Genomic DNA, 13,042 nt, shown 5'->3' on the forward strand with positions numbered 1-13,042 from the left:
TACAGATAGGGTTATTTTCAACCTAACTAGGCAGTAAGCTTTTTAGCCACGTGGCTTTATCCCGTCGCATTTACCCAGCAGCGTTAGCGGTTTTACTTGCAAAACCCGTAGTTTGTTTAACAAAGGCGCGCTTAACGTTCGGCACTATATTAAGCGCTAATAACCCGCAATTGCGTGCTAACACCAAGGGAAAATGACTATTTGAAAACGTACGTACTAAGGTATCCGTTAACGCTATTGTATTCTTTCTATCAGCATCACGCAGCTTGCCGTATTCCCGTAATATAGAATAGTTTCCTGGGTCGGCACTGCCTTTGAGTTGATTAACCACGGTAACAATATCGCGTAGTGCTAGGTTAAACCCCTGCCCCGCAATAGGGTGCAAAGTTTGCGCGGCGTTCCCTACTACGAGTGTTCGATGGGCGTACACACTGTCGGTGTAGCTTAATGACAATGGATAACTTACTACATCGCTCACTGAAGTAATAACACCTTGCCGATAGCCAAAGCTTTGCTGCAGTTGCGCCATAAACTCATCTTGTGGCAGCGCCAACAACGATTGTGCGGTTTTTGGTGTAACCGTCCAAACCACTGAGAAGCCATTACCTTTCGCTTTTTTACCAGCGATATCACTATCGAAGGGTAAAAACGCTAAGGGGCCATTAGGGGTAAAACGTTCGTATGCGCGGTTATTGTGCGGCTTTTGTGTATGTACATTGGCCACTATAGCTACTTGCTCATAGCTTTCTTTTTGCCGGTAAATACCTACCTGCTCGGCTAAGGGAGAATGACCACCATCGGCTAATATAATCAGTTTGGTTCGCCATAAATCGCCAGTATCTAACCTTACGTCTACATGATCCGCGGTTCTGTGTATTTCAGTAACACAGGCAGGTGCAATGTGGGTCACTTTGTCGTTAGCTGTTTGCGCTTCCACCTGCTGGGTAAGTGCCGCTAGCGACACAACTTGCCCAAAAGAGTCTAAATTAAACGTGGCACAATCAAGCAAGGTCATTCCAAGCCAGCCTTTATCACTTACTTCAATATGTTCAATTTTACCTGGGTTTTGCTCCGCCAGTGTTTGAAGCGGCACCCCCATAGCTGTAAGTTCATTTACGGTACGCTTCGCCAGTGCAATTACCCGCTTGTCTTCTCGCGGATTAACCCCTTGTTGATTGGTTTGCGCTTGTGCATCTACTAGCACCACCGACAGTGAGGTAAGTTCGATTAAGCCTTTTGCCAATACCGAGCCTACAATCCCGCCCCCCACTATCAGTACGTCTGCTTGTTTCACTACCTATGCGCCTTTCATTAATGCTTCAATGTCGTCAATTGTTTTTGGTACATCAGAGGTTAATACCTCAACGCCGGTGGCGGTAATTACCACGTTATCTTCGATACGTACGCCTATGCCTTTGTATTTGTCTTCTACATTATGGTGAGAAGCAATGTAAATGCCGGGCTCTATCGTGAGAGCCATGCCGGGTTTAAGCGGCCGATCTTCACCATTAATTTTGTAGTCACCTACATCATGTACGTCTAACCCAAGAAAATGTCCCACACCGTGCATATAAAAATCGCGCCAGGTCTGTTGTGCTAAATTATCTGCCAGGGTACCCGATAGTATTCCTAACGATACTAACCCTTCGGTTATCACTTCTGCACTTTGCATCATAGCGTCGTTTAACGTGCTGCCCGGCCCTAAGGTGGTCAATACGCTTTCTTGCGCTTTAAGTACTAGCGCATAAATTTCTCGCTGAGCCTCAGTGAACGTGCCATTTGCGGGAAATGTACGGGTAATATCTGCGGCATAGCCTTGGTATTCACACCCAGCATCCACCAAAATTAAGTCGCCATCTTTAACTTGGGCGCTGTTTTCTGTGTAGTGCAAAATGCAGGCATTTTCGCCACTTCCTACAATAGTACTGTAGGCGGGAGAGCGTGCGCCCTCCATTGCAAAGGCATGATGTAATTCGGCTTCAATGTGGTATTCAAAACAACCGGGGTTAGCAAATTGCATGGCGCGTTTATGCGCGTGGGCTGAAATTTCCCCGGCGGCTTTCATTACGGCCACTTCGCAGGCCGACTTAAATACGCGCATTTCGTGCAGTATAGGTCGCACGTCTTGAATGGCATGGGGTGCAAGAGATGCTTTAGGCGCTTGGCGAAGCGCATCGAGCGCCCCTGTTAGCAGGCTATCCTGCGCGTTGTTCTCCCCCAATGCAAAATACACGTTGTCGTGATTTTGCAGGGTTTCCATTAAGGCTTCCTCAAGTTCTGATAACTCAAATGCCTCATCTAAACTAAATTGGGCTAGCGCTGCTTCCGCACCTAAACGTCTGCCTTGCCATATCTCCGCTTGCTCGTCTTTCGCTTGTACCACCATGGCGCGGTAACTCGCGCCATAACGGGGGTGGTTCGATAATATTAGCCACGCATCAGGTTCATTAAACCCTGTTAAATACCAAAAATCGCTATTTTGTCGAAACAGGTATTCGGTATCTCGGCTTCTCGTTACCATTGAAGCGGCGGGAATAAGACATACACTGTTTTCTAGGCATTGAGCCAGTAGCCTGTCTTGGCGAGCAATAAACTCCTGCGCACTAATCATTTCGTCGGCCTTTTATATTAGTGAATTGACGGGTTTTCTTGTTGGTCGTCAAGTAACGACTGTCCCAGTTCGCTAAAGCATAAGATCGCTGAAATTTTCACATATTCCATAACCTCAAAAAGGGCTTTTTCAGACTCTTCGTCAGCATCCATAGGCTCTTCCATACGCGCTATGTCGGCAAAGTCTTCTAACGCTTCTTTCACATCAACTGAGCACTGCATTAAGTCTTGTTGATGCAAACCAAACCCTAACATAAACCCTTGTACCCAGTTTATTAGCGCCATTCCACGGTCGTTAATAGGGGTTTGGTCATCTGGCACCAATAATTGCAAGGCAAATTCTGGTTCTAATAACTGTTGGCTAACTTGATTAAATAAGTTGGTTAGCAAAAACGTAGTGGCGTCATTAAAATTATCGCCTTGGTTAATGGTTTCACTCAGTATCGTTAGCCACTTCTGATCGGTTAACGACATACCGCCACACAACATGCCGACCAAGATGCCATGAACTTCAGCGCCATCAACAATAATACCTTGTTGCGATAATTTGTTGCTTACGCTGTCATAATCGAGCTGTTTTTCCACAAATAGAGTTCCTTTTAAGGTGATACCTCATACTAGCAAATTCATGCTTTAAAGCCTACTTTTCGCGAATTGTTCAATCACTATCCGAACAGCCAGTATCACGTAGGTTTATGCTGGCAACCTGAAGTCAATTGCTCTATGATCGGACTTAAGGAATACGGATTTTCCTTTGCAACAGTATGATCATTGAGCTTCCATCATATGCGTGTATAATTGCTGACCAACTGGTCAAGATTAGGAATACCCTTCTCTTAGCAATGTTAATTCACTACGCAAAAGTATAGTAGCCGGTTCGGTGATCCACTTCACGAATTAGCGCGTTTGATATACCCTGTTGCGTTACACAATAACAATGTCTCCTGGGATGTTCGCCAGTTCACTCTTGTCCCTGGCCGATGCTTTAAACCTAGGAAGTTGAAACGATAGCTATTGCGCAAGCTCGGCTCGTATCGAGAAGCCTACGGCTATTGTGATTCTTCCGCCCTGAACTTTTCGGTTCACGGGCGAACGATGAACAGCGGCATTCTGGGAGACGCCCTCTTTCGACGGAAGTAGAAATGGCAATAATAAATTTTGGCTCTATCAATATCGACCACGTTTATCAGGTCGACCACTTCGTGCAACCTGGCGAAACCATTGCGTCTACCCACTATAACCAACTGTTAGGTGGTAAAGGTGCAAATCAGTCTATTGCGCTTGCCCAAGCAGGTGCAGACGTTCGCCACGTAGGTAGCATTCACGAAAACGACGCAACGTTTAAGCAAGCGCTAATTAAAAAAGGCGTGGACTGCCGTGGTGTTCACTGCTCTGAAACTCCCTCAGGGCATGCAATTATTCAAGTTACCCCAAGTGGCGAAAATGCCATTGTGTTATTTGGTGGCGCGAATCAAACCATCACCCCAAAAACGGTTGCAAAGGCCTTGGACGATGCATCTTCATCCGATTGGGTACTTACGCAAAACGAAACCAGCAGCATTGACGAAGTACTTCGACAAGCAAAAGAAAAGCAGTTAAAGGTAGCCTTTAACCCTGCGCCTATGAGCGACTCGGTACACAGACTTCCTCTTGACTGTATCGATTTGCTTATTGTGAATGAAACTGAAGCCGCTGCACTAACTAAAAAAGACACCCTTGATGAGATTGTGGCTGAATTTAAACAGCACTGGTCCAACTGCGAGGTTATCATTACGCTAGGCAAAGCCGGGGTTATGATGCTCAAAGGCGAGGAATGTATAGAAGTTAGCGCATTTAGTGTTGATGCGGTTGATACTACTGCTGCAGGTGATACCTTTATTGGCTACTTCTTGTCAGCTTATAGCAGTCATACCGATGCTAAGCGGGCATTAACACGCGGCTGTGCGGCTTCTGCAATTGCCGTTACCCGCGAAGGTGCCGCGCAAAGTATTCCATCTCAAAAAGAAGTGGATCGTTTTTTGGCGAAAAACAGCAAATAGCACGACGCAAAGAGTACGAGTGAAATGACACACAAAATTATTTTAGATACAGATCCGGGCATCGATGATGCAATGGCAATATTTTTCGCCTTTCAGTCTCCTGATATTGAAGTATTAGGGCTTACCACTGTGTTTGGCAACGTGCCTGTTAGCATGTCTGCGCAAAATGCGCTTACGCTGTGCGAAATGGCGGGTAAAGATATTCCAGTTACTAAAGGGGTAGGTAGACCTTGGGTAGGTGCAGAATCTACGTATGCCCATTTTGTTCACGGTGACTATGGTTTTGGCCACATTAAGCCAGAGCCGCCTAAAGGTGAGCTTGACCCACGTAGCTCTGCGCAATTCATTGTTGATATGGCGCGTAAATACCCAGGTGAAATTACCCTAGTAGCAATTGGCCCGCTTGGCAACTTAGCCTTAGCTCTGCGTCTTGAACCCGAGCTACCTAAGCTTGTGAAGGGCGTGAGCATAATGGGTGGCGCGGCGTTTGTTCGTGGTAACGTAACCCCAGTAGCAGAAGCAAATATTTGGAATGATGCCTTTGCGGCAGAAATTGTATTTGCAGCCGATTGGAACCTAACGATGTTTGGCCTCGATGTTACCAACGATGTGCCTTTTGCCCCTTCTTTTGTTGATGTATTAGCAGAAAAGAATGCCAAGCTCGGTGGTTTTGTTCAGGAAACGGCACAGTTCTACATGGATTTCTACTCGCAGAACCGCGAAGACAGAGTCTGTTTCTTCCATGATGCGTTTCCGATTGCGCATCTAACTCACCCTGAGTTATTTGAACTGACTGAAGGCCATGTACGTGTGGGTACAGGGCCCTTAGACCGCGGGCAAACTGTGGTGGCGCCAATGGGAACTACACCTAGCCCATTATGGAATGAAGCCAATACCATTAACGTTGCTACCAAAGTTGACCACGCAAAACTGGAACAACTGTTTATAAACACCTACGCTCTATAAACACTTAAGAGCGGTGTTTTGCACCGCTCTTAGCTTTATCGTTAGCAGTAGGACAAACCCTAGATGAAATCAGCGCCGCTCCCCAATGATGAAAAGCAACGACTTGAAGCGTTATTTGGGTATGATGTACTTGATACTGAAGCTGAAAAATTATTTGATGACTTAACCCAGCTTGCTTCGCAAATTTGCGACACGCCTATCGCACTAGTTAGTTTAATTGATACTGATCGTCAATGGTTTAAGTCTCGTGTTGGCATAGATGCTGAACAAACCTCCCGTAATATTGCTTTTTGCGCTCATGCTATTTTGCAGCAAGAAGTCTTTGAAGTTCCCAATGCCTTAAAAGACGAACGTTTCGCAGACAACCCACTGGTGACCGGCAGCCCCAATATTCGTTTCTATGCAGCCGCACCTTTACTCACTCCTTCTGGCCAAGCTATTGGCACAGTTTGCGCTATTGGCGATAAGCCCAAAAAATTAACCGACCAGCAGCGAGAAGCACTCCAAACACTGAGTAATTCGGTAATGGCCCACTTAGAGCTAAAGCGAAAGAATAACGCCCTTGCTCGCACTAGTAAGTATAAATCTGACTTTTTATCTTATATAAGCCACGAAATACGTACACCTCTAAACGCCATAAATACCTTCAGTAAGCTACTGGTGGAAGACGCCAAAAAAGAAGAGCTAACCAAGGCGTTTACCGAACCACTAGGACACATAAAAACCAGTGGTGAACGTTTGCTTGAAATTGTCGATTCTGTGCTAGATATCAATACTATTGAAGCGGGAAAAATGAAAGTGGTAACCCGCTCTGTGGACAGTGAAGATTTTTTCGCGCATTTGTTCGCACTTTCAAATATTCGCGCAGAAGATAGCGGTGTTCTCTTTCACGCCACAGTAGATAAGTCAGTACCAGAAAAGCTAGAACTTGATGATACAAAAGTGTCGCAAATTGCCCTTAATCTAATATCCAACGCCATTAAATTTACCTGCCCTGACAAGACGGTTTCAGTAAAAGTAAAATACAGACAAAAGCACCTTGTTTTAAGCGTAAAAGATGAAGGTATAGGCATAAGCGAAGACGAGCAATATAAGCTATTTTCGCCCTTTGAACGCATGGACAACGCCACTACATTTAAAGGAACCGGCTTAGGGCTTAACATCACTAAACAGTTGGTTGAGCTGTTACATGGCAATATAAAAGTGAATAGCCAGTTGAATGCAGGTACCCATGTGGTGGTTCAAATACCAGTGCAGATACCCCGGAGCAAAAAACCTTGGCATGCTAATTCAACCTCCCCTAATGCCTCTCAACTAAAACCAAATGAGAATGAAACTAGCACCACGGCCATGGTTACTACTAAGGCCAATATTTTAGTGGTTGAAGATCATTATATTAACCAAGTTATTATTAAAAAGGTTCTCGAAAGGCTAAATTTAACCGTTATTATCGCGGGCACAGGGGAAGACGGTATAGACTATATAAACGCCCATGAGGTAGATTTAGTGTTAATGGATTTAAACTTACCGGGTATAGATGGCAAAGAGGCTACCAAGCGCATAAAGACGTTATACCCACACTTGCCCGTGGTGGCACTTACCGCCGATGCAATTGCGGTTAAAGCGTCGTTAGTAGACGATGGCTTTGATGATGCACTAAACAAACCCATTGACAGGCAAGTGCTTGTACACACACTTAATAAATATTTAACCCGCTAAAATAAGATACCCTTTAAACATGGTTAGCAGCACACTACGCCAAACACTTCGAAAAGAGCTACGGCTTAAACGCCAATCACTAAGCCCAACCGAGCAGCAAAAGGCCGCCCAGCAGGTGTATAACCAGCTTCAACTATTACCGCAAATAACACAGGCAAGCCATGTCGCCTGCTACCTCCCCAACGATGGTGAGGTAAGCCTTACCCCGTTTATTGACTTCTGTTGGCAAGCTGCAGCCACAGAGGCGCACCCTACGCTTTCTCTCCCCGTATTACACCCTGTATGTAAAGGGCACTTGTTGTTTTTGCAATACCACGCTAAAACGCAGATGAATAACAATACGTTTGGCATACCTGAACCGGTATTGCGTTGCCCCGATGTCATACCCACGCGCCAACACCACGTTATTCTTATGCCATTAGTGGGCTTTGATAGCCAAGGAAATCGCCTTGGCATGGGCGGCGGCTTTTATGACAGAACATTAGCGTCTATTCACGATTACCGCGTGCGTCCTTTACTTGTAGGTATTGCGCACGATTGCCAACAGGTTGCTAGTCTACCAATCCAGCGCTGGGACGTGCCTTTAGACGCTATAGTTACCCCTACTCGCGTTTTGCCTTTCACCTCGCAATTTAAATAACACTTTGTGCCATGCAACCTTAGGTGCAATCGGTGCTTTTTTGTTAGACTGAGGTAATCTTGATAGGAGAGAACCCATGGATCAAAACGCAAAAAAACAAGCCGTAGCGAAAGCCGCTATTCAATACGTTGAAAACGACAGCATTGTAGGGGTTGGAACTGGCTCTACGGTAAACTTTTTCATTGAAGAACTCGGCAAAATTAAAGATAAAATTGAAGGCGCAGTCTCAAGCTCTGAAGCCTCAACTAAGCAACTTAAAGCCTTAGGCATTGAGGTGTTCGAACTTAACGAAGTGAGCAACCTTTCGGTTTATATCGACGGGGCCGACGAAGTCACTGAACACAAACATATGATTAAAGGCGGCGGTGCGGCCCTTACCCGTGAGAAAATAGTGGCCGGCGCTGCAAAAACCTTTGTGTGTATTGTAGATGAAAGCAAACGCGTTCCGGTACTTGGGCGCTTCCCCCTACCTGTTGAAGTGATCCCCATGGCCCGTTCATTTGTTGCCCGGGAATTAGTAAAGCTTGGTGGCGATCCAGAATATCGTCAAGGCGTAGTGACTGACAATAAAAACGTTATCTTAGATGTTCATAATCTTGAGATACTAAACCCCCGCGAACTTGAGCAAACCATCAATAATATTCCAGGAGTCGTGACGAACGGCATTTTCGCATTACGTGGCGCCGATATCGTGCTATCAGCAACCGAAACAGGTGTTGATACCTTTAAATAATAGCTTTCAAGTTACGGTGATTTCTGTTAGATTTCCGTTTAGACGTCTAGATGGCCTTTAAGATAATTAAGGCCGGTGCTAGACGGGTGTAGTCTCTTCGTTTCAAACGGGCTTCAACCTTTGATTCGATAGGGTAGCCCACGTTAGATATTATATATAGCGGGGCAGTGGCAGGGAGAAGGGCCGAAGCAAACGCTTCATCGCATAGATGTGGTGGTAAAGTGCCCAAGGAAAACGGTGACCATGTGTTGGTGAATACCGTTTGCCCCTGCGACTGTTGCCAACTTAGCGTACTTAAAAAGTTTACTACAGCGAGAGATAGCAAATCCATGAGTAAAGTTTCACTTGAGAAGGATAAGATCCGTATTTTACTGTTAGAGGGTGTTCACCAAAGCGCTCTAGAAACCTTAAAAAATAACGGTTATACAAACATAGAATATCTCAAAACATCGCTTCCCGAAGATGAGCTAATTGAGAAAATCAAAGATGCCCATTTTGTTGGACTTCGTTCTCGTACCCAGATTACTGAAAAAGTAGTGGATGCGGCTAAGAAACTTGTTGCTGTAGGTTGCTTTTGTATTGGTACCAACCAGGTAGATTTGGCCGCTTGTCAGCGCCGTGGTATCCCCGTATTTAACGCCCCCTTCTCTAATACACGCTCGGTGGCAGAATTAGTGCTTGGACAAATTATATTATTGCTTCGCCAAGTGCCAAGTAAAAACGCCAAAGCACATCGCGGCGAATGGGAAAAAACGGCTAACGGCTCTTATGAAGCTCGCGGTAAAACACTGGGCATTATAGGCTACGGGCACATCGGTACTCAGCTTAGTATCTTAGCTGAACATTTAGGTATGCGCGTTCAGTTTTTTGATATTGAAGATAAACTGGTACTGGGCAACTCAACACAAGTTAAGTCTTTAGAAACCTTACTTAACAACGCCGATGTAGTGTCGCTACACGTACCTGAAACAGCGCAAACACAAAATATGTTTGGCCGTGAACAAATTGCTCAAATGAAAAAAGGCAGTGTATTGATCAACGCCTCAAGGGGCACCGTGGTTGATATTGATGCGCTTGCTGACGCACTAGAAAGTGGTCATTTAAACGGCGCGGCTATTGATGTGTTCCCGGTAGAGCCAAAATCAAACAAAGAAGAATTTCAATCGCCTTTACGCAAGTTCGATAATGTAATTTTGACGCCTCACGTAGGTGGAAGCACGCAAGAAGCGCAGGCCAACATTGGTATCGAGGTTGCCGGCAAGCTTGCGAAGTACAGTGATAATGGTTCAACGCTATCTGCGGTTAACTTCCCTGAAGTATCGCTACCAGAGCATATTAGTCGCTCTCGCCTACTGCATATCCATAAAAACCAGCCTGGTGTATTAACGCAAATTAACCAAGCATTTGCCGAAAAAGGCATAAACATTGAAGCGCAGTATCTTCAGACCAGCGCTGATATTGGTTACGTAGTGGTAGACGTGCAACAAGACAGAGCGTACGACGCCTTGGCACAGTTGCAACAAATTGACGGTACAATTAAAACCCGTATCTTGCACTAATGGTGCGGTAAGTAGGTTTTCATTAGCCACAAAAAAACGCTGCCTCGGCAGCGTTTTTTTTATTACTTATCACACAATATTATGCGTTTAGAAGAAGTTGTATACCAAGCTTACTGCAGTTTCAGTATCTAGCTTTTCTACACCGTCAGACACATTGCTGTTGTGGTCGAGTTTAAACGACAAACGCATAGACAGGTTGCCGCTAATCGTGGCGGTAAGTGCAGATTCTGCACGGGATTTAGTATTGTCAGAACCCACTTCGGTACTTACCGTTTGCGTGAATTTAGCCGTATCTGAAATTTTCCATGAATAGGCACTAGACGCACGAACAATCATGCTGTTTTGCTCTTCACCCTCTTGGGTTTCAGCAAATGAATAACCAGGACCGATTGAGTATTCTAAAGTATGACGTTGGTTCTCTAGTACCTTTTGGTTCCAACCAGCAGCAACGGTGGCTTGGTATTCAAAGTTACTTAGCTTGTCATCTTCATATGATGCGAAACCGAAAAGACGATTGTCTGGGTTTTCTAATTTATAGTTACCCTGGGCTGACGCGAAGAACTTTTGCGCCGAGGTGTATTCTTCCTCAATACCGTCGTTTTCTACGGTTTCCTCTTTATACAAACCTTCAATGGCGTAGTCGTTACTCCACATTGCAAGCTCTTGATGCGCCGTGATACCAGCACTAATAGATGTGGTTTCGGTATTACCGGTAGTAGCGATAAAACCAAGCTCACCTTCCATAGTAAAAGGTTTAACGTCGTCTTGTGCTAGCGCACTTGAAGAAGCAGATAGTATAACAAGTGATGCAAGAAGGTGTTTTTTCATTAGCAATCCTAATAATGGTCATTCCTTTTCCATGCGCCGATTACAGCACTCGCATGGCTCTAAATTTCTGAGCGCAATACTACCTACCTCACTCTTTCAGTCAATAAAGCTTATCTATTATTTAAACAATAACCCATATTCTTGGTGTAAATAGCCGTTACACTCTAGCTTTTTGAAAAGTACCGACCAATTTCGACTTAGCATGGCAAGTTAAAAGAACTGATATACTAGGGCGACAGTTGTTTCCGTACTAAGGGGCTCAGCGTTCTCGGTAGAGTCACTTTCATGACTTAAAATAAACGATAACTTCATAGCCAAAGAGCCGAAAACATTCGCCGATAGTGAGGTTTCAGAACGCGATTTAGTATTCTCTGCGCCCGACTCAGTACTTACAAACTGACGTAACTTTGCGCCTGATGCCCAGTTATATTTATATTCAGCCGACGCGCGCACTATAACACCATTATTCACCGCGCCAGTGATGTCGTCTTCAGCTTCTACAAACGAGTAGCCCGGCCCAATGCTGTAACGAAACTCACTTTCTTCGTCTCGCCACACGCGCTGCGACCAACCTGCGGCTAATGAAGCACGATGGTCATAACCGTTAAAATTATCGTTTTCGTAGTCGCCATACATAAATACCCGGCGATTGGGCATATTTAACTTATAGTCGAATTGGGCACTACCATAGAAACGCTGAGCGGTAACTTCTCTCTCGCCACTATCTACTGTGCTTTCTTTGTACAGCATTTCAGCAAAATAGAGGCTACTCCAATTTTCGGTTTCATGATCGGCATTAATGCCTGCTTTGAGGCTAGCTGCAGAGGTATTACCGGTATTCACCAGTACACCAAGTTCACCGTCGAGGTTAAATCGCGGGATCTCGTCATCAACACTTTGCGTAAAGTCAGCGTGATACAAGGTTTGGATAAGGTCGCGGTCGGTGGCTTTAGCACCGCACGCCGCGCACAACAGTGCACTGCACAACGCCATACGCGTTAAAAGAGTAAGCATAGTACTATTCAGGTTTATAGTTTATTTTATTTTACGTTTGTAGGTTTCCCCACCAACATTCTAATACGCCAATCCCTGGAAAGAACCACTATACTGCTTAGTGAATAAGTTGCGACACCTTCGCAGTTTCCTTTTCAGCAAAAGTAATAGCATTCGCGATAGCGTCCATGTCTGCATTTACACTATTGGGTATTTCCTTACAGAAAAGTTCAATTTCGTTATTATATTTTTTGTCATGCCGCAGTTCTGTAATGCGCGAAGCGAGAGCTAAAAGGCCAACGTCCACATCGATTAATTGTTTTTTCTTATCGTCTACATTCATTACAGGATAATAAATGACTAGCGGCAATTTCCAATTAGACAATATGGTACCGCTACAGTAAGAAAAGGTAAAACCAAAATGTTCCCGCTGTCTTTCATGGGTTGGCATTGAACTCTCTTTGTCTCGGTAGACCAGATACTCCTGTGGCGAGCACTTGGCCACCACCAACTCACTTAAATTTAATAATATACCCATAACAAAAAAGCGCCCACTGCCGCGCAGTTGTAAATGGCGCGCCAACGATTTAGCCACCATCCCACAGTAAACAGATTTGTACCAGTGCTCATCTAACGCTACTAACTCACTGTTGAAACAACTAAAAGCACTATTTGTGGTTTCGGCTACTACCAGGTTATATAAAGCTTCACCGCCAATAATATTCACGGCTTTTTCAATAGACTCTACTTCTGAAGGAAAACGAAATAGCGAACTGTTTGCAAGTCTTAGCACTTTAGCGGTAAGTGAAGGATCGATACAAATTAACCGAGCAATATCTGCTGCATTTGAACGAGGATCGTCAATAAGTTTGCGAAGACGCAAACAAATATCAGGCATAGAAAATGATTTAGCCGCAAAGGCCACGTACTTATTTAACGACAACATGTAACTCTT

Annotated in this window: 13 protein-coding genes and 1 other RNA gene; 7 read left to right on the forward strand and 7 right to left on the reverse strand. The window is 44.8% G+C overall.

Features of this window, described 5'->3' with window-relative positions:
* Positions 1–70 precede the first annotated feature (70 nt).
* From ubiH to GTH32_RS02915, 3 genes are read right to left on the reverse strand one after another with little or no spacing between them, the layout of a single operon-like run.
* Entirely contained in the window at positions 71–1,294 is a 1,224-nt protein-coding gene (ubiH, locus tag GTH32_RS02905) for a 2-octaprenyl-6-methoxyphenyl hydroxylase (protein WP_163083742.1), read from the reverse strand.
* A gap of 3 nt (positions 1,295–1,297) precedes the next feature.
* Complete coding sequence (pepP, locus tag GTH32_RS02910) at positions 1,298–2,611, reverse strand: Xaa-Pro aminopeptidase (RefSeq protein ID WP_163083743.1); 1,314 nt, start codon at positions 2,609–2,611, stop codon at positions 1,298–1,300.
* A gap of 17 nt (positions 2,612–2,628) precedes the next feature.
* Positions 2,629–3,195: a UPF0149 family protein gene (locus GTH32_RS02915; RefSeq protein ID WP_163083744.1), complete on the reverse strand. Its 567-nt coding sequence runs from the start codon at positions 3,193–3,195 to the stop codon at positions 2,629–2,631.
* A gap of 353 nt (positions 3,196–3,548) precedes the next feature.
* Here GTH32_RS02915 and ssrS point away from each other — a divergent pair.
* The 6 genes from ssrS to rpiA all read left to right on the forward strand — a co-directional run bounded on the left by ssrS (position 3,549) and on the right by rpiA (position 8,707).
* Positions 3,549–3,731: non-coding RNA, 6S RNA (gene ssrS, locus GTH32_RS02920), on the forward strand.
* A gap of 21 nt (positions 3,732–3,752) precedes the next feature.
* On the forward strand, positions 3,753–4,649 hold the full coding sequence (locus GTH32_RS02925) for a ribokinase (protein WP_163083745.1): 897 nt from the start codon (positions 3,753–3,755) through the stop codon (positions 4,647–4,649).
* A 24-nt stretch (positions 4,650–4,673) separates the two neighbouring features.
* Complete coding sequence (locus GTH32_RS02930) at positions 4,674–5,615, forward strand: nucleoside hydrolase (protein ID WP_163083746.1); 942 nt, start codon at positions 4,674–4,676, stop codon at positions 5,613–5,615.
* A 63-nt stretch (positions 5,616–5,678) separates the two neighbouring features.
* Positions 5,679–7,334, forward strand: a complete 1,656-nt coding sequence (locus GTH32_RS02935) for an ATP-binding protein (RefSeq protein ID WP_163083747.1) — start codon at positions 5,679–5,681, stop codon at positions 7,332–7,334.
* 19 nt (positions 7,335–7,353) lie between these two features.
* On the forward strand, positions 7,354–7,974 hold the full coding sequence (locus GTH32_RS02940; RefSeq protein WP_163083748.1) for a 5-formyltetrahydrofolate cyclo-ligase: 621 nt from the start codon (positions 7,354–7,356) through the stop codon (positions 7,972–7,974).
* Positions 7,975–8,050: 76 nt separating this feature from the next.
* Positions 8,051–8,707, forward strand: a complete 657-nt coding sequence (gene rpiA / locus GTH32_RS02945) for a ribose-5-phosphate isomerase RpiA (protein ID WP_163083749.1) — start codon at positions 8,051–8,053, stop codon at positions 8,705–8,707.
* A gap of 46 nt (positions 8,708–8,753) precedes the next feature.
* On the opposite strand, the gene GTH32_RS02950 is transcribed toward rpiA, so the two are convergent.
* A complete protein-coding gene (locus GTH32_RS02950) occupies positions 8,754–9,038 on the reverse strand; it encodes a hypothetical protein (RefSeq protein ID WP_163083750.1) in 285 nt (94 codons plus the stop codon).
* Between GTH32_RS02950 and serA the strand changes: the two genes are divergently transcribed.
* On the forward strand, positions 9,037–10,266 hold the full coding sequence (gene serA / locus GTH32_RS02955) for a phosphoglycerate dehydrogenase (protein WP_163083751.1): 1,230 nt from the start codon (positions 9,037–9,039) through the stop codon (positions 10,264–10,266). The genes GTH32_RS02950 and serA overlap by 2 nt on opposite strands.
* An 87-nt stretch (positions 10,267–10,353) precedes the next feature.
* On the opposite strand, the gene GTH32_RS02960 is transcribed toward serA, so the two are convergent.
* The 3 genes from GTH32_RS02960 to GTH32_RS02970 all read right to left on the reverse strand — a co-directional run bounded on the left by GTH32_RS02960 (position 10,354) and on the right by GTH32_RS02970 (position 13,033).
* Positions 10,354–11,094 carry a DUF481 domain-containing protein gene (locus tag GTH32_RS02960; RefSeq protein WP_163083752.1) on the reverse strand — a complete coding sequence of 247 codons (741 nt, stop codon included), beginning with the start codon at positions 11,092–11,094 and terminating at the stop codon, positions 10,354–10,356.
* A gap of 210 nt (positions 11,095–11,304) precedes the next feature.
* On the reverse strand, positions 11,305–12,087 hold the full coding sequence (locus GTH32_RS02965) for a DUF481 domain-containing protein (RefSeq protein WP_246223130.1): 783 nt from the start codon (positions 12,085–12,087) through the stop codon (positions 11,305–11,307).
* Between the two features lie 118 nt (positions 12,088–12,205).
* Positions 12,206–13,033 carry an HDOD domain-containing protein gene (locus tag GTH32_RS02970; protein WP_246223123.1) on the reverse strand — a complete coding sequence of 276 codons (828 nt, stop codon included), beginning with the start codon at positions 13,031–13,033 and terminating at the stop codon, positions 12,206–12,208.
* Between the last annotated feature and the right edge of the window lie 9 nt (positions 13,034–13,042).

The organism is Alteromonas profundi (assembly GCF_010500865.1).
GTDB classification, from domain to species: Bacteria; Pseudomonadota; Gammaproteobacteria; order Enterobacterales; family Alteromonadaceae; genus Alteromonas; species Alteromonas profundi.